The 20,139-nt window shown below is 49.6% G+C and carries 28 protein-coding genes and 1 pseudogene; 28 read left to right on the top strand and 1 reads right to left on the bottom strand.

The window, feature by feature from the left end:
* Window positions 1-16: 16 nt before the first annotated feature.
* From ACJJJA_RS14545 to ACJJJA_RS14415, 27 genes are all read left to right on the top strand, one after another.
* On the top strand, window positions 17-388 hold the full coding sequence (locus tag ACJJJA_RS14545) for a capsid cement protein (RefSeq protein ID WP_444905113.1): 372 nt from the start codon (window positions 17-19) through the stop codon (window positions 386-388).
* A gap of 7 nt (window positions 389-395) precedes the next feature.
* A complete protein-coding gene (locus ACJJJA_RS14540; RefSeq protein ID WP_444905112.1) occupies window positions 396-692 on the top strand; it encodes a head-tail joining protein in 297 nt (98 codons plus the stop codon).
* 144 nt (window positions 693-836) lie between these two features.
* Entirely contained in the window at window positions 837-1,739 is a 903-nt protein-coding gene (locus ACJJJA_RS14535) for a hypothetical protein (protein ID WP_444905111.1), read from the top strand.
* A 199-nt stretch (window positions 1,740-1,938) separates the two neighbouring features.
* Window positions 1,939-2,190 (top strand): hypothetical protein, encoded by a 252-nt coding sequence (locus ACJJJA_RS14530; protein WP_444905110.1) that lies wholly within the window; start codon window positions 1,939-1,941, stop codon window positions 2,188-2,190.
* A gap of 10 nt (window positions 2,191-2,200) precedes the next feature.
* Window positions 2,201-2,461, top strand: a complete 261-nt coding sequence (locus tag ACJJJA_RS14525) for a hypothetical protein (protein ID WP_444905109.1) — start codon at window positions 2,201-2,203, stop codon at window positions 2,459-2,461.
* Between the two features lie 204 nt (window positions 2,462-2,665).
* Complete coding sequence (locus ACJJJA_RS14520) at window positions 2,666-3,088, top strand: hypothetical protein (RefSeq protein ID WP_444905108.1); 423 nt, start codon at window positions 2,666-2,668, stop codon at window positions 3,086-3,088.
* Window positions 3,089-3,216: 128 nt separating this feature from the next.
* On the top strand, window positions 3,217-3,399 hold the full coding sequence (locus ACJJJA_RS14515) for a hypothetical protein (protein WP_444905107.1): 183 nt from the start codon (window positions 3,217-3,219) through the stop codon (window positions 3,397-3,399).
* Window positions 3,396-3,599, top strand: coding sequence for a hypothetical protein (locus tag ACJJJA_RS14510; RefSeq protein ID WP_444905106.1), 204 nt, complete (start codon window positions 3,396-3,398; stop codon window positions 3,597-3,599). The genes ACJJJA_RS14515 and ACJJJA_RS14510 overlap by 4 nt, the downstream gene beginning before the upstream one ends.
* Window positions 3,600-3,737: 138 nt before the next feature.
* Window positions 3,738-4,769 carry an endonuclease/exonuclease/phosphatase family protein gene (locus tag ACJJJA_RS14505; protein ID WP_444905105.1) on the top strand — a complete coding sequence of 344 codons (1,032 nt, stop codon included), beginning with the start codon at window positions 3,738-3,740 and terminating at the stop codon, window positions 4,767-4,769.
* A 62-nt stretch (window positions 4,770-4,831) separates the two neighbouring features.
* Window positions 4,832-5,197 carry a hypothetical protein gene (locus ACJJJA_RS14500; protein ID WP_444905104.1) on the top strand — a complete coding sequence of 122 codons (366 nt, stop codon included), beginning with the start codon at window positions 4,832-4,834 and terminating at the stop codon, window positions 5,195-5,197.
* A 152-nt stretch (window positions 5,198-5,349) separates the two neighbouring features.
* Complete coding sequence (gene gpU / locus ACJJJA_RS14495; RefSeq protein ID WP_444905103.1) at window positions 5,350-5,742, top strand: phage tail terminator protein; 393 nt, start codon at window positions 5,350-5,352, stop codon at window positions 5,740-5,742.
* Between the two features lie 51 nt (window positions 5,743-5,793).
* Window positions 5,794-6,267 (top strand): phage tail tube protein, encoded by a 474-nt coding sequence (locus tag ACJJJA_RS14490; protein ID WP_444905102.1) that lies wholly within the window; start codon window positions 5,794-5,796, stop codon window positions 6,265-6,267.
* A gap of 10 nt (window positions 6,268-6,277) precedes the next feature.
* Window positions 6,278-6,637 (top strand): phage tail assembly chaperone family protein, TAC, encoded by a 360-nt coding sequence (locus ACJJJA_RS14485; protein ID WP_444905101.1) that lies wholly within the window; start codon window positions 6,278-6,280, stop codon window positions 6,635-6,637.
* 20 nt (window positions 6,638-6,657) lie between these two features.
* A complete protein-coding gene (locus tag ACJJJA_RS14480; RefSeq protein WP_444905100.1) occupies window positions 6,658-6,921 on the top strand; it encodes a phage tail assembly protein T in 264 nt (87 codons plus the stop codon).
* A 16-nt stretch (window positions 6,922-6,937) separates the two neighbouring features.
* On the top strand, window positions 6,938-9,199 hold the full coding sequence (locus ACJJJA_RS14475) for a coiled-coil domain-containing protein (protein WP_444905098.1): 2,262 nt from the start codon (window positions 6,938-6,940) through the stop codon (window positions 9,197-9,199).
* Complete coding sequence (locus tag ACJJJA_RS14470) at window positions 9,199-9,792, top strand: DUF2460 domain-containing protein (RefSeq protein ID WP_444905097.1); 594 nt, start codon at window positions 9,199-9,201, stop codon at window positions 9,790-9,792. The genes ACJJJA_RS14475 and ACJJJA_RS14470 overlap by 1 nt, the downstream gene beginning before the upstream one ends.
* Window positions 9,789-10,733, top strand: coding sequence for a phage/gene transfer agent baseplate hub protein (locus tag ACJJJA_RS14465; RefSeq protein ID WP_444905096.1), 945 nt, complete (start codon window positions 9,789-9,791; stop codon window positions 10,731-10,733). The genes ACJJJA_RS14470 and ACJJJA_RS14465 overlap by 4 nt, the downstream gene beginning before the upstream one ends.
* Entirely contained in the window at window positions 10,733-11,167 is a 435-nt protein-coding gene (locus ACJJJA_RS14460; RefSeq protein ID WP_444905095.1) for an NlpC/P60 family protein, read from the top strand. The genes ACJJJA_RS14465 and ACJJJA_RS14460 overlap by 1 nt, the downstream gene beginning before the upstream one ends.
* Window positions 11,155-12,069 (top strand): hypothetical protein, encoded by a 915-nt coding sequence (locus ACJJJA_RS14455; RefSeq protein ID WP_444905094.1) that lies wholly within the window; start codon window positions 11,155-11,157, stop codon window positions 12,067-12,069. Before ACJJJA_RS14460 ends, ACJJJA_RS14455 begins: the two co-directional genes overlap by 13 nt.
* Complete coding sequence (locus ACJJJA_RS14450) at window positions 12,066-13,016, top strand: hypothetical protein (RefSeq protein ID WP_444905093.1); 951 nt, start codon at window positions 12,066-12,068, stop codon at window positions 13,014-13,016. The genes ACJJJA_RS14455 and ACJJJA_RS14450 overlap by 4 nt, the downstream gene beginning before the upstream one ends.
* Window positions 13,016-13,603 carry a hypothetical protein gene (locus tag ACJJJA_RS14445; RefSeq protein ID WP_444905092.1) on the top strand — a complete coding sequence of 196 codons (588 nt, stop codon included), beginning with the start codon at window positions 13,016-13,018 and terminating at the stop codon, window positions 13,601-13,603. Before ACJJJA_RS14450 ends, ACJJJA_RS14445 begins: the two co-directional genes overlap by 1 nt.
* 21 nt (window positions 13,604-13,624) lie before the next feature.
* Complete coding sequence (locus tag ACJJJA_RS14440) at window positions 13,625-15,178, top strand: phage tail protein (protein ID WP_444905091.1); 1,554 nt, start codon at window positions 13,625-13,627, stop codon at window positions 15,176-15,178.
* A gap of 16 nt (window positions 15,179-15,194) precedes the next feature.
* A complete protein-coding gene (locus ACJJJA_RS14435) occupies window positions 15,195-15,635 on the top strand; it encodes a DUF2793 domain-containing protein (RefSeq protein WP_444905090.1) in 441 nt (146 codons plus the stop codon).
* A gap of 102 nt (window positions 15,636-15,737) precedes the next feature.
* On the top strand, window positions 15,738-16,016 hold the full coding sequence (locus tag ACJJJA_RS14430; RefSeq protein WP_444905089.1) for a hypothetical protein: 279 nt from the start codon (window positions 15,738-15,740) through the stop codon (window positions 16,014-16,016).
* A 155-nt stretch (window positions 16,017-16,171) separates the two neighbouring features.
* A complete protein-coding gene (locus ACJJJA_RS14425) occupies window positions 16,172-16,945 on the top strand; it encodes a hypothetical protein (RefSeq protein ID WP_444905088.1) in 774 nt (257 codons plus the stop codon).
* 97 nt (window positions 16,946-17,042) lie between these two features.
* Window positions 17,043-17,399: a hypothetical protein gene (locus ACJJJA_RS14420; protein ID WP_444905087.1), complete on the top strand. Its 357-nt coding sequence runs from the start codon at window positions 17,043-17,045 to the stop codon at window positions 17,397-17,399.
* Between the two features lie 101 nt (window positions 17,400-17,500).
* The gene (locus tag ACJJJA_RS14415; protein ID WP_444905086.1) at window positions 17,501-18,472 is read left to right on the top strand and encodes a YiiX/YebB-like N1pC/P60 family cysteine hydrolase; all 972 of its coding nucleotides are present in this window, start codon (window positions 17,501-17,503) and stop codon (window positions 18,470-18,472) included.
* A gap of 105 nt (window positions 18,473-18,577) precedes the next feature.
* On the opposite strand, the pseudogene ACJJJA_RS14410 reads toward ACJJJA_RS14415, so the two are convergent.
* A pseudogene (locus tag ACJJJA_RS14410) lies at window positions 18,578-18,865 on the bottom strand (helix-turn-helix domain-containing protein); the annotation flags it as partial.
* A 272-nt stretch (window positions 18,866-19,137) separates the two neighbouring features.
* Here ACJJJA_RS14410 and ACJJJA_RS14405 point away from each other — a divergent pair.
* Window positions 19,138-20,013 (top strand): RbmA family biofilm matrix protein, encoded by an 876-nt coding sequence (locus ACJJJA_RS14405; protein ID WP_444905085.1) that lies wholly within the window; start codon window positions 19,138-19,140, stop codon window positions 20,011-20,013.
* Window positions 20,014-20,139 lie beyond the last annotated feature (126 nt).

Below are 20,139 nucleotides of genomic sequence, written 5' to 3'. Positions count from 1 at the left end.
AAGCGGGGAAAGTGAAATGGCTACTAATTTTGTGCAATACGGGCACATGCTGGATTACACCAACAATACCAGTGCACTGATTACCTCTGGCCAGGTGCTAGCAGTAGGCGCAGTACTGGGTGTAGCGATGGATGATATCGCCGTGGGCACATCTGGTGTGATTGCTATTGATGGCGTCTTCACCGTGCCCAAGGTATCCGCCGCAGAGATTGGCCAGGGGGAAACCCTCACCTGGGTGGTTGCCTCCAGCTCATTCGATAACAACGCCGCAACAGCCGCAACCGGCGATATCACCGGTCCCGCCGCCTTTGCCGCAGAGGCAGCCGGCGATGGCGTTACCAGCCTAGCGGTTAAGTTTACCGGCGTACCGGGCACAGTGAAGGCTTAGGTGATCCATGGATCTGGACCAAAGAGCCGCAGAGCGCGCGTTCCGCAAATGGGGCAAGCCCGCTACCTATTCAGACGGTAGCGGTGCTGAGCCAATTGATTGCCGGGTGATTAAAGATCAAGAGATCGACGAGTTCGAAGATGATGAGCGAGTGCGGGTGCCGCGTATCGAGTTGAGTCTGCTGGCCAGTGAGGTGGGGGCTTACAGCTCTGGGGCGGTGATTACGCTCGGTGGTGTGGCGTATACGGTGCGCAAGCGGCTGTCGGATGAAGGGGTTGTTTGGCGGGTACAGGTTGATGGTTGAAGCAAGCCAATAGTTTATCATTTGGATTGTATAAGGGTGATAAGAGCTGTTATTTGAAAGCCAATAAAGGTTGAGATTGCGTTTATAAAGGCAGGTATATAGAAAGCCACTCTTGAATTAACTATTAAGCATCAGGAGGAATCGGTGCAACTTTCCAAAATAGTTTGGGTATTTATTGTATTGTGTGTATCAGTTGAAGTGCGTGCTGAGGATGAGTTTGTTAATAAGTATCGAAACTATACGCCACAGCAGATAGCTGATTTACCAGAAAAGGAGCGCAGTAGTAAAGTTCCTATGATGTATTCGTTTGCGGCGAGAAGCGGTTTGGCGAAAGGGGCTGAATTGCAGTTTGCAATGCAGTTGAATACTTTGATGTACCCAGGAATTGATGATTATGAAAGTGCTGTAAAGTCATTTCAGGGAGACTTGGGTGATAAGGCTACCGGGATTCTAACTGTATGGCAGATTCATAACCTAGAGAAGCGTTCAGGTTTTCAAAAACTTTCAAGGGTTTCATTTCCCTCCGATTATTACAGTAGAAAATCTGATGATTATGCAACGGTTCGGGGAACCATGATGATTCATGGTGAGCGAATTGCTTGGCCAGTTAATTACTTCCAGCTCAAGTGCTACAAGTCAGGCATGTATTGTGAACTTGATGAACTATATCTTATATTTCCTGACAATAATTCATGGACTCAAACATTTGATGTGATGCAAAAAAGGACTCAGTACTACGATGTAACGAATTGGTCTAATGATATTGTTGATGCAGTCCCGAGTGACCAGGGTGATGGTTGCAGGGTTACGGCTCTAAATCTGAACTTTAAGGCTAAAGAGTTCTACCAGATTACAAGGAATGGAACTGAGAAATGTGAAATCCTGGGGGTAGCTTTACCAAAGTTGGAAAGACCTCAAGTTGCTCAAGTAGTTGATGGAGAAGGCATCATAAATAGAGAGTTCCGTGAGCTTCGTGAAAAGGCATTTTCCTTTTTATCTAGAGAATTCAGGGGTAAAGTTGAAAAACTTAAAGCCGAGAATAAGTAATGTTCGTCTAGGTGCTGTCAGGAAAAAGTCTGAATTAAGATATTAGATTTAAACGCTTGAAGATATTTTTCAAAGCTCCTGTAGGTTTAGATAGCCATTGCTAGAAAAAAATTTTTATCGAAAGATATTGCAGCATGAAAGATTTCCGAACCCGCACAAGCGGGTTTTTTTATGCCCAAAATTCCTGGAGCACTCCCCAATGACCCAACGCATCACTATCCGCGATGCCGTACTAAATAAGCTGAAAACCCTATCCGATTACAACTTCCCCTCAGCGGGAACCACCGAAGGCATCGAGCGGGAAAAGCTACCGGCCATCCTTGTCGACTTTGCTACGGAACAAACAGAACAGGAACTCTCAGGCACTACCCGCCAGCTGGACCTTGTTGTAGCGGTGGTGGTGCAATCCGGCGGGATATCTATGAACTGCTGGGTAAGGCTATCTGGGTAAATCGTGCCAGATGAGTGCCCGAGAGTTCAACGCCATCCTACAGCGGATGGGGCTCCAGAAGCACGTGGAATACAAACCGCGTAAGAAGCGCTGGGAGTTAACCCCAAAGGGTGAAGAGTTTGGTCGTTACTGCGAAACCGGCAAGAATCACTCCGGCGGCGCCCCCGTGCAGCAGCTCAAATGGCGTAAGGCAGTACTGGAAGAGGTAGCTCGATATGCCGAACAGCTCCGCGATAAGTTGCCAGGGGGCTCCTTCCTTAAAGTAGTTTAAGTTTGATGGCGGCCATGAGCGTGAATACAATACCGCAAGGAAATAGCGCTCGCCCACTTTTCATTCTCCTTTGGGTGTTCAGTGGCTGCCGCCTTGTCCAATCAGACTTATTGAAATCGTTATGAACATAAATTGGCGGATAATGGGGTGGTTTGGCGGGCGTTATGTGTGTTTAAGTTTTAAACGTGGTAACTTGTAGTAGATATGAAAAGATTTTTTCTTATTATAATTTCACTTTCCATTTTGGGTTGTAATTCTGCCCTTGTAACGTATAAGCCACCTCAAAATAGTAATTTGACTAAATTGAAATTGCCAAAAGATGACAATACTTTATACATGCTAGGTGAGCTAAACGAGAAGGGTTGTGCTGTCAACTTTAGAGCTGTAAGGACTGAAAGCTATTTGGATAGCGAAAATGTATATGTTCAAGCTAACAAAAATATTGTGCTTCACGTGAATAAATCAGGTAGAGAAATTTGTAGAGGCACTTATGCTATGAGCCTAGAGAGTAATAAACATTATGAAGCGTATCCACTTTTTTGCGTCGTCTTCATCTACGATATTACTGATGGTAAAAAAGGCGAAAGGGTAGAGACTGAGATGCTTAACGGTTGTGTGAAAGAGTAAATTTTAATTTTCTTTACATGGCTATTTGAATCGTCGATATCAAAAAGATAGCTAGTTAAAACCACAGTAGTTTTTCAAACCCGCACCAGCGGGTTTTTTTATGCCCGAAATTCCTGGAGCGACTCCCAATGACCCAACGCATCACCATCCGCGATGCCGCGCTAAACAAACTGAAAACTCTATCCGACTACAACTTCCCCTCAGCGGGAACCACTGAAGGCATTGAACGGGAAAAGCTGCCGGCAATTTTCGTAGGTTTTGCCACTGTAATTACAAAAGTGGCGAGGACAAACCTGTTGAGTGCCGGGTGATCTTTGAGCGTGAGGTCGACGGTTTCGATGATGAGGACCATATGCATGTGTCGCGTATTGAGCTCAGTCTGCGGGTGAGTGAGGTCGGGGCTTACAGCTCGGGGGCAGTGATTACGCTTGGTGGTGTAGCCTATACCGTGCACAAGCGGTTGTCGGATGATGAGGTTGTTTGGCGGGCGTTGGTTGAAGTAATGACTTGAAAATCGGAGAATTGTCAATTATTTGTTTTTCTAGTTTTATTTAAATATGATTCCAAATCTATCGAAAAATTTTGGTGAGTTTGGCAGTAGTATTGTTCGTGACTCAAATATATTTCAGAAGGGTATTGAGTAGGGGATATGTTTAATTTTAAGGCAAATGTAGTAGTGCTGTTGTTGCTTAGTTTTATTTCACCAGCATCACTATCGTTCGAGTTTACTATTGTTACACACAATATCTGGGACTCATTAGCAACAAGCTATGATGTAACGACCAAAAAGGACAATGGCCTATTGAACTGTAGTGAAAGTGAAAGTGCTGAGAAAGAATTTGATGAGCGGTTTCAGACATATTTGGCTCAATTGGATGAGGTAATAGATAGAGATAAACCATTCATTATTGGCTTTCAAGAGGCTATGAATAGGACTAAATATGTCTGTGATAGACCTTTTGTTCAAAAGGTAGATGATTATTTGTCTCCCAATGTGGTAAATCGTTTTTATGGTTTGGTTTCCAATAGTAATTATGGCGATAAAAATGGAGGGTTTAGCGCCCGGATTGGGCCTAGTGGTATTGTTGGTATTTACAAAGGTGAGGCTGTAGTCACTAATGTTAAAATTGAAGATGAAAAGTACTTAGAGCTTACAGGTACAGAGGGCACAGATACAGGAGCTATAGCTCTATTTCAGGATTTTGGTGATGGAAAAAATATCTGGTTCGTCACAACGCACTTTGTTTGGGCTAATGGTGATGTTCAGAAAAGCCTAATAGATGCGAAGGATATGATTCGGCAGTTTAAGGCTGAATTTATAGAAAAACCGGCACCAGTTATATTTGTTGGTGATTTCAATATCGATTACCAGATAAATGACCAATATAATAAACTCATTGAGGAATTTGAAAAAGAGTTCCCTGGAGTCGTGGATATAACTCAACACATTGCGAATACTAAACACAACGCTTCAAAAAATAGTCCTGAAAAGATAGATTACATATTTTACTATTCACCTGAGGGAAAGATTAAGCCGAAAGTAGATCAAGTGGTTGTTGGGGGGGAATTTCTATCCACTTTCAATGTGCCAGCTGCATACACAGAAGAAGCAATTTGTGTGATGGAGAAATGTACACCTGATCACAAAATGATCTGGGCAAACTTTGAATGGATAGATTGAAAGTACCAGTTAAGTTTCTTGTTGTTATCAATTTATAAGTAGTTAATGGAGTTTAAAACTAAATGAAGAAATTTATGTTAGGTGTCGTAGTCTACATGATGACAATGACAGTTTGGGCTGCCGGTTTTGGACTAGTTGGACCTGCGACAATTAAAACTATGTATGTCAATGGGGGCTGGACACAAGTTAGAGCTCCAGAACTTGACGCCTCAAATCACCCTGGTGAGGAAGCTGCCTATAATCCAAGTGGGTGTGAAAAAACTTACTATTTTGCTATCCACCCAACAGATGATAATTACGCAGCAATTCATTCAACTTTATTATCCGCGCAAATGACGGGAAAAAAAGTTAGCTTTTGGTTAGATGGCTGTGGTGGGCAAGATGGAGCCTACCCGCTTATACGTAGTGTTTGGCTATTCACCGACTAGTCAATAATTTTACATTTTGATTACTGTGACGGCTTAAAAGCATACGTGGCCACTCAGAAATTTCTTGTGCAAATATACTTTGCCGAACTGTAAATGTGAAAACCCGCACTAGCGGGTTTTTTTATGCCCAAAATTCCTGGAGCACTACCCCAATGACCCAGCGCATCACCATCCGCGATGCCGTATTAAGCAAGCTAAAAACCCTATCCGACTATAACTTTCCCTCAGCGGGAACCACTGAAGGCATTGAACGGGAAAAGCTGCCGGCCATCCTTGTGAGCTTTGCTACGGAACAAACAGAACAGGGGCTCTCAGGCACTACCCGCCAACAGGATCTTGTCGTTTCGGTGGTGGTGCATAGCCGGGGGGATATCTATGAACTGCTCGATCAGGCCTCTGAGGATGTTGAGGGCGTATTGCAGGATCGAACCCTGGGCGGTGCCTGTGAGATTTTTGCGCTGTCGCAAACGGATTTCGCCCTGGATCAGGACCATCCACTGGGCGAAGTGCGCCTGACCTATACCGCCCAATATTCCACTGATTGACGCTTCTCTGCGTCGGACTTTCACTTCCACTAAAGAAACTGGAGAACCCCTATGTCTCAATTGGCTCAGGGCACCAATATCTATTTTATCGACCCGGCAGATGATTCTGTGAAGAAAGTGACCGGGCTGAATTCTTTTAACCCTGGCGGCAATCCGGCGGATCAGCTCGACGATACCTCCTTGGAGGATTTGGATAAAAAATTCAAACGGGGCCTGCGTACACCGGGGCAGGCGTCGGTGGGCCTCAAAATTGATCCGAGAAATGTGGTCCATAAACGCCTGCATGAGTTGTCCCAGGATGACACCGTGGAAAATATGAAATGGGCGGTGGGTTGGAGTGATGGCACCGAGGCGCCCACGGTGACAACCGGCGAGTGGACCCTGCCAACTACGCGCACCTGGTTCACCTTTGAGGGCTATGTGGCCGACTTCCCCTTTGATTTCCAGCAGAACAGTCTGGTCACTGGTGAAATGTCGATTCAACGAAGCGGTGGTTCGGCCTGGACGGTTAAGTCTTCAACCTAAGAGAGCAATCATGGAATTATCAATCGAATCCCTGCAGCAGCAGGGGGCTTTTTCCGGGGCGCCTGTGAAGCGTTCCATTACCTGGAAGCAGGGCGAACAGGAGCTGTCGGCAACCGTTTATGTGCGCCGCCTCTCTTATCACAGCGCCGTCAGCGATGTGGCGGCGATGCGTGGTGAGGGGGATGTGATCGCCGGGCGTATCGCGGCCTGTATCGTCGATGCCGAGGGCAAGCCGGTATTTACCGCTAAGGACATAACCGGGGAGGCAGACCCGGAACGTGGCCCGCTCAATGCAAACCTAACCCAGGCCCTGCTGCTAGAAATCGGCGCGGTTAATAACCTGGGAAAGACACCCAGCTCAGCGAACTAGATGAACTCTGGCACGAGCTGGTGCTGAACGGTATCGGCGGCTGCACCATCGCCGAGGCCCAGCATCGGCTCAGCTATGAAGAGGTCCAGCGCTGGGCGCTCTACCGCAAAAAGCGCGGCTCCCTGCATCCTGGGATGCGTATCGAAAGATCGTCGGCATTACTTGCCACCCTCTACGCCAATACCCATCGCGGTAAAGGCAACCCCGTAAAAATCACCGACTTTATGCCCCATGAGGAAGAGCCAGAGCTATCGCTGCAAGAGGCGATGAAGAGCTGGCACTAGGGGCCAGTGGATAGCTATGTCTAAAAAAAACCTGGGTACATTGAGCGTTGATCTGGTTGCTAAAACCGGCGGCTTTGAAAAGGGCCTGGGCAAGGCTGAGCAACGAACAGAAAAGTGGGAGCGTACCGTAAGGCGTAGCGTCTCTGCCGTAAGCAAAGCCTTTGCCGCGGGTACGGTTGCCGTCGCCGGCGCCCTAGCGGTAATGACCGCGCGGGTGGTGGAGCAGTCCGGCGAAATTGAAAACCTCTCTGCAGTGGCCAACACCAGCACAGAGGAATTCCAGCGGATGACTTACGCCGCGCAGCGTTACGGCGTTGAGCAGGATAAGGTCGCGGATATTCTCAAGGATACTTCGGATAAGGTCGGTGACTTTCTGCAAAACAGCGGCGGTCCACTCAAAGACTTTTTCGACAATATCGCCCCACAGGTGGGGGTAACGGCTGAGGAGTTTCGCCACCTCTCGGGCCGCGATGCGCTGGGGCTCTATGTAAAGAGTCTGGAAAAGGCCAATCTCAGTCAGAATGAGATGACCTTTTACATGGAGGCCATTGCCAGTGATGCCACTTTGTTGCTGCCGCTGCTGCGCAACAATGCCAGCGAATTAAACCGGCTCGGCGATGAGGCCCAGGATGTGGGCGCGGTGCTGTCGGATCTGGATCTGCAGCAGCTGGGGGAAGTGCGGGAAAATCTGGATGAATTAAAAGGCGCGCTCGACGGCTTTGAAAAAGAGGTGGTCACCGGCGCACTGCCAGCCATCAAAGACTTGACCGAACTGATTCAGGACGAAAAGACGCAAGCCGCTTTTTCAGCGCTCACCACTGCACTGATCAATGTCGGCTCGGCTGCAGCCTCCGCTGTGGTTGAGTTGGTGGAATTTACCCAGGAGGCGAGTAAATCCGTCGCCCGTATGGTCCACGGCGAGTCGGAAATCTTAAAGCTGGATCGCTCGCTGGAGCAGCTGAGCGCAACTATCAATAGCGGCGTGATCGGTGATGGCAAACTCCTTACCGGGATTCGCCTGGCCACTGGGGAATATATTCATCAGGGCACTTCTGTCGATGACCTGCGCGAAAAGCTGGCAGCGTTGCAGAAGCAGCGGGATGCATTCTTTGGTACATCGACAAAGACCGACTTCGGCGATCTGCTCGGTGATGATTTCAGGGCGGTCATAGCCGACCTGGAAAAAGAATTCACAGCAGCCGCGAAAGTCATAGATGGTGAACTGTTGCCGCCCGTAGATCACTGGCTGATTTTTAATGAGGTGATCGAAGAACTCGGCACCGAATTTAAAACTGCCAAGGAAGAAGCCGAGGCCCTGCAGCGCAACCAGGAAGCCTATGCCGGTCTTTTAAGAGATCTGCGCACCGATGAAGAAGTACTGACCGATCAGATGCGCGAGCGCTTGGCCATAGTGGATGCCATGGCCGGCCTCACCGAAGAGCAGCGTGCCAGCACTCTCGGCCGTATCGCCGACACCGTCACCGAAGACGGCCCAACCCTGGGCGGCCTCGATAGCGGTGAGGATATCGAAGCCGCGCGCACAGAGCTGGAAGACTGGTATTCCACCCAGCTGCAAATGCTGGAGCAATTCCGCAGCGAGCGCGCCGACCTCAATGCCACCTGGGATGAAGAGGAATTATCCCTGCGGCAGCAGTATGAAGAGCGCCTTACCGAAATTAGCCTGGCCAATGAAGACCTGCGCCGTCAGCAGCAGCTGGATGGCTACAGCTTATTGATGCAAGTGGCTTCGGATTATTACTCAGGCATGGAGGGGGAGGAGGCGGCCTATATGCGCGCGGCCCTTTCTATCGGCGGGGCCCTGCTGGATGAGAAAAAACGAAATGCCCTGCAGAGCGTAATTGCCAACACCCAGGATGCCGCCATGGGCGCCTATAACGCGATGGCTTCTATCCCCTATATCGGTCCGGTGTTGGGTGCCGCTGCGGCGGGTGCGGTCTATGTCACCGGTGGCCTGGCTGCGGCAAAAATTACCGGTATGGCCCACGACGGTATCGATGCAGTCCCGGAAGATGGCACCTGGCTGCTGCAAAAAGGCGAGCGGGTAACCACCTCGGAAACCAGCGCAAAACTGGACCGCACCCTGGCCATGATTCAGGCGGATATGCACAGTGGTGGCGGTGGTGGCGATTACGGTCGCCCGGTTTCCATGACACAGAATATTCGCGTCGATGGCACGGTGAATAACCGCACTGCCACGCAGCTCGCCCGCGAGAGCGAGCGCAAACAACGGATTAACCGCATGAGGCTGGGTTCCTGATGTTTAACGAAAGTCGCCTGCTGGAAAAAGTGGCCTACGGTTCCGAATATGGCCACCGCTATAAAACTGATATCAAAGAATTGCGCAGCGGAGTAGAGCGCCGCAACGCCGAATGGGAGCGCCCGCTGGGCCGTTATTCCCTGCTGTTTAAAAACCTGGATTATGCGGATCATCAAATCGTGGTTGCCGCCCATCATGCCTGTATGGGGGCCCTGATTGGTTTTCGTTTTAAAGACGCCAGCGATTTTGAAGCGGAACAAGAGGTGATTGGTTTCGGTAGTGGCAATAGCGAAAGCTACCAGCTGCAAAAAAAATATGTGTTCGGTGCCTTTTCCTATCAGCGCAAAATAGCGAAGCCGGTGATCGGCCGGGTGATGATTTTTGTTGATGGCAACGCGGTGGCCGCCAGTATCGACTACACCACGGGCCAAGTGCAGCTCAGCGCCGATAACGGTGCGGAAATTACTTGGAGCGGCGAATTCGATGTACCGGTCCGCTTTGAGGACGATGAGATCGGTTTCAGTATCGACAATCGCCACCAGCGAATGCCTGTACTGAATGGCAATGTGGAGCTGCTGGAGATTCGTCTGTGAGAAATATTCCCCCAGCACTGCAGGCCCATCTGAATAGTGGCGTCACCACGTTGTGCCGCTTATTAAAAATTACCCTGGCCGATGGCCGCCAGTTCGGTGCTACCACCCTGGATCGCGATATCGAATTCGAAGGTCTGATTTATTACGCCCAGAACGGTTTCGATTCCAGCATTATTGCCAGCGATACCAGTTTCGATGTGGACAATGCCGAGGGCTATTCGCTCTACAGCACCGACGTGCCCGGTATTACCGTGGAAATGGCCGAGCGCGGCGAATTAGACGGGGCCGAGTGGGCCATGGTTCTGGTCAATTACCGCGATCTGTCTATGGGTGCAGTGTTATTGGATGGCGGGGACGTGGGTGAGGTGCGCACCGCGCGCGATACGGTATTTATGCCGGAACTACTCAGCTATGCCATGCGCCTGCGCCAGTCGATCGGCCATGTGGATTCCATCACCTGCCGCGCGATTTTTGGCACCCCGGCCAATTCCCAGACCGGTTGCGGTGTGAATGCGGAAGCCCTGTGGCAGCCCGCCACCGTGACCGCCGTCTCTGGAAATGAGCCTAAAGTCACCTATGTGGTGGACAATATTGCCAGCCTGCCCACGGCGGCCAAGCGCTGGCGGGTGCGCTGGAAAAGCGGCAATAACGTCAGTTCCCGTTTGTATCAAGTGGAGGCGGTGGATACGGCCAGCGGGCAAATCACCCAAATCGAGCCGTTGCCCTTTGCGGTAGCTGTGGGTGATCAACTGGAGATCCGCCCGGATTGCGACAAGACCTTTGTCATCTGTCGCGATGTATACGGCAATCACCCGGATTTTAAGGGCGAAAATTTAATTCCGATTGGCCAGGCCAGTGATACCCCCGGTGCCGGTGTGCCCGGTAGCACCGGCGGTGGCTCCTCGTTTAATTCCAACGGCACCAGCCAGCAGCAACACTAATGCAACAACAACGAATCGACACGCTGGCCTTTGCGCGGGGTCTGGTGGCTAAGCGCGTGCGCTGGCGGCACCGGGGCCGTACCGCCTGGGCGGTGGATTGTGTGGGCATGATCGTACTCAGCCTGCGCGCCGCCGGGCTGAATATCGAAGATGAAAAACACTACGGCCGCGAACCCTGGAAAGACGGCGTGCGCCGCAAAATGCGCGCGCGTTTTGGTGAGCCGATTGCCGAGCAATTTTGGCAACCGGGGGATATCGCCGTATTTAAAAGTCCGCAGCGCAGCGATCCCAGCCATGTGGGTTTTCTAGGGGATTATCCGCACGGCGGTTTTTCCCTGATCCATGCCCATGCCGATCAGGATTGCCGTGAACATCTGCTAGACGCCCGTTGGCGCCGCTTGCTGGTGGAGGTCTATTCGCCATGGGCGCTTTAATATTTGGCACCACTACGATTCAGGGCCGCAAGTTCGACAAGATCCAACTGCAGACCAGTAAGGCGGGGGTGCCGCGCCAGATTATTTTCGGGCGAGTAAAGCCGCTAATCGGCAATATTATCGCCACCACCCCGCCAAAAATTGTTAAGAAAAAACAGAAGCAAAAAAGCGGTAAAGGCGGCGGTAAAACTGAAGTCGTGAACGAGGAGGTCTACAGAACCTATGCGATCCGCATTTGCGAAGGCCCTATTACCGGCGTCTGTAAGGTCTGGCGCAACAATGAATTGGTTTACGACCGTGACAGCACAGACCCCACCCAGATCGACAATAACCAAGCGTTTTTACAGCTGGCCGAGTTTTTCCTCGGTGGTTTTGGGCAAATGCCCAGCGCGGTACTGCAGGCTGCCTTTGGTATCAACAACGTGCCCGCCCATCGCGGCACCTGTTATCTTGTCATCGATAACGAAAACCTCACCAGCACCGGCGGCGCCATTCCGCAGTATGCGTTTGAAGTGGAGCGGGCCGAGGGTTTTGTCCTCACCAGTAAACCCTATGCCATTGAGGCCACCGATGGCGTGACCACCAGCCCCAGCGTGCAGGGTGGACGCACTAAGCCCGATTACACCCGTGAACTCACCGAGGCCACCCAGGCCGGCTTTACCGGTATTAGCGGCAGTCTTCGCGAGGTGTATCAATCCCACGCCTACAGCGAAGCCACCGCCGCCGGTTTTGCCGGCCTCAGCGGCTACATACGGGAAAAGCACAACACTGAAATCCCCACTGAAAGAGTTAACGCCGCCCTGGCATCGGTCAGCGGCCGTATGCCGGACTGTATTAAACACACGGTCGAGACCGAGGCCGTCAACGCCCTGTTTGTCAAAATCGAAGGATCACTGGAATGAAATTAAAAAGCGGCCTAGCCGGAAGATTCAAAATCGAAGCCTATAAACGCGATGCCAGCGGTGCGGAGATTCCCGGTAGCCGCCGTGTGGCTGCGCCCTGGTTTAGCAACCTGATTCTGAATCAGGGCTTGGATAAATGGGCGGGAGGTCAGGATATAAAACGGGTCTGTCATGTGGGCGCCGGTTCCAGCACGCCGGCGGTCACCGATACCGGCCTAAACAGCCCGCTGGCCTACACCGAGGACCGCTCCTCGCTCACCAACGGCCTGGATAATAGTGGTGCACCCTTTGTCTGGGGGCGCTCAGTATTTGCCTTCGGGGAAGGCGAGGCTGCCGGCAACCTCGCCGAGATCGGTGTGGGCTGGGGCACGAATCACACCGATTTATTTTCCCGTACCCTGATTACCGATGCGCAGGGCAACCCCACCTCGCTAACTGTGTTGCCGGATGAATACTTAGACGTTACCTATGAGTTGCGCATTTATATTCCCACCGAGGATGCGGTGGGCACTGTGGCATTAGGAGGGATTGTCTACGATTGGCGCGCTCGGCCCAGTAATGCCGACTTCAATTCTACTAGCCATCCCACAGCCCCGGGTTGGGGGTTGGCCTCACCGCGTTATCTGTCATCAGCGAGCCCCCTGGCTTATGACGGTAATATTGGTGATATGTATAGCCGCCCCAGCGGTAATAGCGATTCAATCTCGAGCAACAATGTTGAGGTTGCGCCCTATGTGGACGGCAGTTTTGAAGCAGTTTGGACGGTGACCTACACCCCAGATAAAGCAAACTTTACTAGCGGTATTCGCTCGGTAGAGCCGCGTTTGGGTTTTGCTGGCTGGCAGATTGAGTTTGCCGCCCAGGGCAGCGGTGATGCTATCCCCAAAACTTCAGATAAAGCCCTGGTGCTGACCTTCACGCAAAGTTTCCACCGGGTGGCCGTCTGATGGCCCTGCCCGATAACGCGCTCAGCGCTCAGCCGATCTTTGCCCCGTTTCTTGGTGGCCGCGCGCTTCCAGTACGGGCCATTACCGATTATGAAACCGGCGGCATCGCCATTCAGGACACCAGCCGCGGCCTGGATTATCAGCACTGGCGTGCGCGGGTGTTGGAGGATGGCAGCGAGATAGTGTTGGATGCCGAACAGGTGGCCCCGTTTACGGTGATTACCGGAGCTAATATCACCGAGGTTTCCTTGGCCTTCGACCAGAATATGCGCCCGGTGATTGCCTATGTAGAGGGCGGCACCGCCAAGCTGTACTGGTACGACAGCAGCCAGGGAGCCCAGATAACTACCGACTGGCCCGGCCTGATCACGCCCCGCGTGACTCTGGATGATAAGCGGCCCACGCAGCTGCACATCAGTGATGTGATTTTTGCCTATTTAAAAAACGGCGATCTTTGCTACCGCCAGCAGCGCGACCGCTACCAGAGCGAATATGTATTACAGCAAAACGTACCCAGTCCCGGCCTGGTAAAAATAGGACTACACCGGCAATTTCGTCTGCAGTTTCTTCTCAAAAATCCCGACTAGAAAACCTTCGAATAAAACCCTATGCCTTATCCCCTCTATGCCGTGGTTGCGGAGATCTGCGAGCGCGCCGGCCTGCCGTTTGGCAAATTCGATACCACCCTGCTGGAGGGGTATGTCTCGGGTATGCAGATTAGCAACGAAGCCCCCGCGTTCGAGCATATTCAGGAGCTGGCCAAGGCGTTTTTCTTTGATCCGGTCAATCGCGGCGATTCCCTGGTATTTACCCCACGCGGCGCAGAGCCGGTGATGACCATCGACGAAAACGATTTGATCGGCGATAGCGACGACGAGAAAACCCGCCGCTCCCCCGAGGAGATTGTGCGGGTTTTAAACCTGAACTATTACGATGCTGAAGGCGGTATCGATACCTGCAAGCAGACCAGTGACCGCAGTATCGATACCCGCGGCGAGGGGGAAAAAAATATCGAAACCCCATTAGTTTTAGAAAGCGACCAAGCCGCGCAGATCGCCGTGATTATGCACAAGGTGATGATCGAAGAGCAGCGCGGCGATTTTGAAGTCACCCTGCCGGATAACTACCTAAAACTGACCCCCGGCGACGTGGTGCTGTTCCGTGGGGATCGTTGCCGAATTGATGAAGTCTCCCTGGATAACGGCGAACAGAAAGTCAAACTGATCCACGACCGCAAAAGCGCCTATCAGTCCCAGGCCTTCGGTGTAGCTCCTATGGCCCCACCGGCCCCGGTGCCCCTGGTGCCGGGCTCTACCTATATTCAATTTATCGACGCGCCTATTCTGGCCAGCGGTGATGATAGCCAGCTGGGCTACTACGTCGCCATTGCCGGCAGCAACAGCGCCTGGGGTGGTGCTACAGTGGCGTTGTCCCTCGATGGGGGGCAGAACTATATCGAATCCGACAACACCGATATCGAGGCAGTGATGGGCGAGCTAACCACCAGCCTCGCCAGCCACAAACCGGAAATTCCCGATACCCACAACCGCGTGCAGCTGCGCCTGTACGATAGCGGCGACGCGCTGGAAAACCGCACTCTTTCAGATCTGTTAAATCGCTTGAATAGGGCGCTGATCGGCAACGAAATCGTCAGCTTTGGCGAGGCCGAAGAAATCAGCCCCGGCTTGTGGGAGTTGGCTTATTTCCTGCGCGGGCGCCTCGGCACCACGCCGACTAATCACCCGGCGGGCACGCGCTTTGTATTACTCGAGCGCAACACGATCAACTTTATTGCCACCGAGCGCTACAACCTCGGCCAGACACTCACCTTCCGCGCCACCAGTATCGGCAGCGGCAAAGAGACCACCACCAGCGGTACTTTTAACGGCGAGAGCCATACCGAGCCCGCCCCGGCCAATCTCAGCGCGCACCGCGCAAATGGCCAGCTGGTAATTCAATGGCTCGGTGTAGGGCGCCTGGGAGGCCGCGCTGCCTACGACCAGTCGCAATACTTCAGCGGCTACCGGGTAACGGTCAATGGCCAGAACACAGACACAACAGCAACCACACTCACCATTACAGACCCAGGCACTGCGACCATTAAAGCCAGCCAGCTAAACAGTATCACCGGCCCAGGTCCGGCCGCACAGATCAGCGTATAAGTAGGAAAAAAACACCATGAGCACCGCACCGAATAACGGTATCCCCTATGCACAAGAGGGCACTTTGGACCCCGCCGCCAGCCTTAATCTGGCCCTGGATACAGTAGACGCACTGCTACAGCTGGAAGTGCTCAATATACAGAACGATCCACCGGGCTCCGCCAGCGATGGCGAACGCTATTTAGTTGCCACGGGCACCGGCGCCTGGGCCGGTAAAGATGGTCAGCTCGCCCGCTATGTTGCGGACCCTGGCTACTGGCAATTTTTCCCGGCAAAAGTGGCGCTGAATAAAGTGGATGGTCTTCTGTATGTGAATGGCAATAGCGGCTGGCAGATTGCCAACCGCCCCGCGACCTTGCCGGTGATTACGGGCAGTACAAACAGCGATTTGGCTGGAGTGGTTACGCAGATGTTAGGTGCGTTGAATGGGGTTTATTGGGATAATCAGGCGAGTTAGATTGCTTTTTATATCAAGAGCAAAAGAGACCTGTGGACTAGAGAGGTATGATATATTGCAGTTGCTTTTGAATACACTGTTAAGTGTACTAAGGATTAACGCTTGATCGTAAAAAGGGTTTTTATTGCAGCTATTTATACAATTGGCACACTTATTATGGCTGCATTGGCAGCAGCGGGTGGGGCTAATGTGGGGTTTGTTAGACAAGAAAATTTCGACCAGGGCTCTTTCAAAGCTTTCATGTTTTGTACGCTAGGAGTTGTATTAATTTTCTTGTTTCACTGGGTAATACGCAACAAAACAGGTCCCTCATATAAGTCAATTCGAAAAACAGGTGAGCGGATGGGCGTTATTCTATTTGCTGCTGCATTTATTCATTAGGGGGCAAGAAGTGGCTCGATTTAAAAAACTTAACAAACAGCAGCACGTTAACCTGGCCAAAAACGTCGGGCCGGACAGCCTTCATTACGCTTCGCTTCATTTCGGCCGCCCGTGTGCTGGGTGTTAGCTCCACATGCAGCTCGGAATATAAAATTATGAAGGAATATATAAAAAAAGCCGGAATTGATTTAACTAATATTCAAGTTTCACCCTGTCCTGGTGACTGGCTAGGGCTGGGGCACGAATTTGATTTGTCGGCAAAGGAATTTTTGTCTTACGCGAAGGATGATCTTTCTACAGGTACGCCTAAAGGTTACGCAAATGCGATAACCAACTCAAAAAGGGCCATAGACTGTCAGACCGATTGGTTTGTTAAATCAATCGGTCTTGATCATGCTGGAAGTTTTCCGGCTCATGTAAAGCAGTTTGTGGAGCAATATTCCATTTCTGTAGATGCAAATAAAAACCTTCGAGTCATTGAGGCTTTAGGTGTGGCTCCTAGCGGGCTCATAAGTAAATATAGAAAAATACGTAATCAGCTAGAACATCACTATCAAACTCCACAGATACCAGACGTAAAAGAAGCTGTTGAAGTAGCGGAGCTTTTTGTTCGTGCGGTTGATAACTCTATGCGATCAATGTCGCTACCTGTTCTATCAAATATTGATGCAAAGGCGAAAGGAAAAGGCCAGCTGTCTATTTACTTTGCTTCTCCTGGGTTTATAGAAATTAAAGTTTATCCTAAGATCGGAGGTGATCCAGAATATTTCAAAATCACCCAAGAAGATGCTTTTTTTATGCGTTTGATAAAAATTTGCTTGTCTATTGGTGCTGAAATTGATTGGAAAAAATCTATTATAGAATTCGTCCAAGCAATAGTTAGTAAAGTGCCAGAAGCCAACATAAAAGTTGTTATGTCATATGGATAGAGCTAACAAGTCAATAAACTACGCGCCGTTGGTGCCGGACAGCCAAGCCTGCGGTTTGCCTGTCCGGTTGTTGAGGCGTTAGGTGAGCTAGAGTATCATGAATCCAGTAATTTTAGACTTATTATTAGTAGCCGTTTCAGCGTTGTTCTCTTGGTTAATTACTCACAGCTACTACAAAATTAGTATGAAGAACCAGGAGGCTGAACAATCGCGGGAAAGAGATATGCTTAAACAGGCTCTCGAAAAACAAAATTCAAATGACGATATTCTAATTAAGCAAAATTATATTGATGAAGCGGTTAAGGCTTGGAAAAGTAAAGGGCAAGCAATACATTATCTAGATAGCCTCACTTCCGTAACTAAAGAAGAGAAATCAGAAATTCTGGTTGCGGCTGCACTTCGCCACAAAGGTCGTGAACCAAAGAACAACCCATATTCTAATGAAAACACCTAGCAAACGCAGGAGCACGGACTCAGCAAGCATCGTCCTTGAAAAACGGGCCGATAAGCGCTTGCGGGTCCGGTCTGCCGGCGTTAGGTAAGAGCGCTGATTAAATGTATATATTTGAAATGAGTTTGCTAAAGCCTGGGGATATAATCCTGACTTCTCAGGTGGGAGCTATCAGCAAAATGGTTCGCTTATCCACTCTCAGTAAATTCTCCCATGCAATACTGTATGTCGGACGTGGTAGTTTTATTCATTCTGATGCTCAGGGAGTTCATTCAAATAATATTCAGAGATTGCTCTTTGAGAATAAAAATCATGCTGAGGTACGCCGAGTATTAGACAATGATTATGTGGGTCAGGCAGTAATGTTTGCCCGCTCTCAAATAGGGACGTCATATTCAGTGAAGGAGGCTGTAAGAACGAAAAATCCTCTTTACAGCGGTGAAAAATTAAATAGGCAATTTTGTTCACGCTTAGTAGCACAATCTTATGAGTCTGCTGGTTTACCGCTCGTCGACAACGCGGATTACTGCACGCCTAAGGATTTACAGCAATCTTCCCATACAAATGCTGTAGATGGTTGCCTTAGAATTGCAGAGAGGTATGAGATTGAGTTCGCAAGCAGCGATAGCCCGATCCAAAGACAAACGGATATAACAAATTATATTCTAAAAGAAGTTAGGCAGCTTACACGAAGCGACATACAAAGCTTTGGGAACTTGGATCAATTTGTAATTGATAATCAAGGCTATGATCTGGAGATAACCAACATTGTCGTGAAATCTGGTTATTTAACTATGTTTGATTATGAGCTAGATAAGAATCCTTGGCGGTATAACGGCCAGCTGTTCTTGTCATTGAATATAGAAGATGCCTACAAAAAGGAGCTAGCTGAATTCGAATTAGAAAGTGCTGAAAATCAAATTCGGCTTTACAGTCATAACTATCGAATGTGCCAAAATATTTTGGGCCAATCTTTCCTCAGGTATTTTGAGGTGAAAATGGATTTATATAAGAAGCTAATTTACTTTATGAATAAGCGAGTAGAAGCTGCAAAGTATGTCATTGAAAATACCTAACAAACCGCTGCACGCGGACACATACTGCTACGCTCTTTTCTGTGTGCTGCTGTGCGTCATTTTACATAAAAACACTTTCCGTATTATGTGCGAGTGAGCGGGGGGTTATTGCCTCCCTTTCCAAAGCTGGTAACTACTCTCAATCACCCGGTGAATATGCCAGCGAAACTCCTGCGGCAGTTTTGCATACAATCTGGCAACTAACGGCGGAAAGGGAACCTGCGCAAAGTGGTGCAGGTTCTTGGCCCAGTACACCTCCGCCAGCGTAATACCCACCTCCTCACACCAGACCGGCAGTAGCTTAGTCGGTATCTTCTGATTACCTTTTTCCATTTTCGAAATTTGAGATGGTGTCAGCCCCAGCTGCTTGGCTAACTGTGCGATTGTCTTCCCCTCCTGTTGTCTTGGTTGTTGGTTTAGTTGGTACGGATGCGAAGCTAAAAATTTTGGGAAGTAAGGAAAGGATCAAATAAAATAATTCGGACAGTATTAGCCTGGTTGCTTTGCGGGCAGCGCTTTGTAAATCTATTTTTCGCAATTTGGAGCTATCCAAGACGTGCGATAAATACCGATTGCCAAGGCATGGGCTGTGCTATATCAGGATTGGGTTTTAAAGATTGTTCGAAGTACTGTTGTGTCTATAATATATGTAATGGAATGTAATTTTGAAAAAATTGACAAATGAACACCCTTTGCACAGGGCTGTACTGAAAAATTCTATCGTTGGTTTCACTTTATTCTGCTCATCGGCATTGGTTCAGGCAGATACAATTAGTGCAAAAATAGACCTGGGTGAACCGTATCCCTTCAGAATGGAAGATGGAATTACACACAAAGTGAATTTAGATATTGGTTATCACTTTGATGCAATTGAAAAAATTTGTATCAATACTGAAGTTAAAGATGGAGATGCCTTCGTAGCAGGTTATGGGGCGATGAACGAATTCGCAGGGGCGGATGAAGATACTATTCATGCCGTAGGTAAAATTGAGTTCATCAGTTATTCCACGGATACTCCAACTCTGGAAAACCCCAATCCTGTTCCACAGATAGGAAGCATCAAATTCTGTGAAGATGAAAATAGTATTTTGGCAAATAATTTTCTCGATGGGATAAGTGAACTTACGCTTTATGTGTCAGGTGGTTATGTAGAGTTCTGGGACATTGAGCTGGTTGTTGAGGGTGATGTTTCCGACATACAGTTGGCGATTGAGATTGATGAACCTGCTGATTTCTCAGTTCCTTCCTACGGGGGAAGAGTCAATTATGATGCAAGTATTCGTAATTTAGACTCTACACAATCATTGGTTACATTCGAACAATGGAGTGTGCTCAAGTTCCCCAACGGAGATACTTACCCCATTCATAAGTCACGGGATGTGGTGTTAAATTATTCTGAGGAAAAGGACTACAATCGAAATTATCTCAACATACCAGAGTGGTTTGATGCCGGAGATTACGAATTAACCTGGTATGTTGCTGACCCAAGTACCGGGGTTAGGGTGAAGGACAGCCTCTATTTCACTAAAAGTGCTGACTAAACTTTAAGCTCCTGGTAGGCTGGGACGCTCTTGTGTTCCAGCTGTCCCTTTCAGATCAAACAGTTTGGCTGTTAAAAATTTGGGTGTAGGGGTTTCTTTTAATGTTAAAGTATTTATGTGAGGTGA

Source organism: Microbulbifer mixtoriginis (SeqCode), from assembly GCF_052466865.1.
The sequence above is the reverse complement of the archived record's forward strand: the minus strand, read 5'-3'. Positions and strand labels throughout refer to the sequence as shown.

Excerpts from the sequence above, each read along its gene's own strand:
- ACJJJA_RS14545 (WP_444905113.1), top strand. The coding sequence starts at position 17 with ATGGCTACTAATTTTGTGCAATACGGGCACATGCTGGATTACACCAAC.
- ACJJJA_RS14540 (WP_444905112.1), top strand. The coding sequence starts at position 396 with ATGGATCTGGACCAAAGAGCCGCAGAGCGCGCGTTCCGCAAATGGGGC.
- ACJJJA_RS14530 (WP_444905110.1), top strand. The coding sequence starts at position 1,939 with ATGACCCAACGCATCACTATCCGCGATGCCGTACTAAATAAGCTGAAA.
- ACJJJA_RS14525 (WP_444905109.1), top strand. The coding sequence starts at position 2,201 with ATGAGTGCCCGAGAGTTCAACGCCATCCTACAGCGGATGGGGCTCCAG.
- ACJJJA_RS14520 (WP_444905108.1), top strand. The coding sequence starts at position 2,666 with ATGAAAAGATTTTTTCTTATTATAATTTCACTTTCCATTTTGGGTTGT.
- ACJJJA_RS14515 (WP_444905107.1), top strand. The coding sequence starts at position 3,217 with ATGACCCAACGCATCACCATCCGCGATGCCGCGCTAAACAAACTGAAA.
- ACJJJA_RS14505 (WP_444905105.1), top strand. The coding sequence starts at position 3,738 with ATGTTTAATTTTAAGGCAAATGTAGTAGTGCTGTTGTTGCTTAGTTTT.
- ACJJJA_RS14500 (WP_444905104.1), top strand. The coding sequence starts at position 4,832 with ATGAAGAAATTTATGTTAGGTGTCGTAGTCTACATGATGACAATGACA.
- gpU (WP_444905103.1), top strand. The coding sequence starts at position 5,350 with ATGACCCAGCGCATCACCATCCGCGATGCCGTATTAAGCAAGCTAAAA.
- ACJJJA_RS14490 (WP_444905102.1), top strand. The coding sequence starts at position 5,794 with ATGTCTCAATTGGCTCAGGGCACCAATATCTATTTTATCGACCCGGCA.
- ACJJJA_RS14485 (WP_444905101.1), top strand. The coding sequence starts at position 6,278 with ATGGAATTATCAATCGAATCCCTGCAGCAGCAGGGGGCTTTTTCCGGG.
- ACJJJA_RS14475 (WP_444905098.1), top strand. The coding sequence starts at position 6,938 with ATGTCTAAAAAAAACCTGGGTACATTGAGCGTTGATCTGGTTGCTAAA.
- ACJJJA_RS14470 (WP_444905097.1), top strand. The coding sequence starts at position 9,199 with ATGTTTAACGAAAGTCGCCTGCTGGAAAAAGTGGCCTACGGTTCCGAA.
- ACJJJA_RS14460 (WP_444905095.1), top strand. The coding sequence starts at position 10,733 with ATGCAACAACAACGAATCGACACGCTGGCCTTTGCGCGGGGTCTGGTG.
- ACJJJA_RS14455 (WP_444905094.1), top strand. The coding sequence starts at position 11,155 with ATGGGCGCTTTAATATTTGGCACCACTACGATTCAGGGCCGCAAGTTC.
- ACJJJA_RS14450 (WP_444905093.1), top strand. The coding sequence starts at position 12,066 with ATGAAATTAAAAAGCGGCCTAGCCGGAAGATTCAAAATCGAAGCCTAT.
- ACJJJA_RS14445 (WP_444905092.1), top strand. The coding sequence starts at position 13,016 with ATGGCCCTGCCCGATAACGCGCTCAGCGCTCAGCCGATCTTTGCCCCG.
- ACJJJA_RS14440 (WP_444905091.1), top strand. The coding sequence starts at position 13,625 with ATGCCTTATCCCCTCTATGCCGTGGTTGCGGAGATCTGCGAGCGCGCC.
- ACJJJA_RS14435 (WP_444905090.1), top strand. The coding sequence starts at position 15,195 with ATGAGCACCGCACCGAATAACGGTATCCCCTATGCACAAGAGGGCACT.
- ACJJJA_RS14425 (WP_444905088.1), top strand. The coding sequence starts at position 16,172 with ATGAAGGAATATATAAAAAAAGCCGGAATTGATTTAACTAATATTCAA.
- ACJJJA_RS14420 (WP_444905087.1), top strand. The coding sequence starts at position 17,043 with ATGAATCCAGTAATTTTAGACTTATTATTAGTAGCCGTTTCAGCGTTG.
- ACJJJA_RS14415 (WP_444905086.1), top strand. The coding sequence starts at position 17,501 with ATGTATATATTTGAAATGAGTTTGCTAAAGCCTGGGGATATAATCCTG.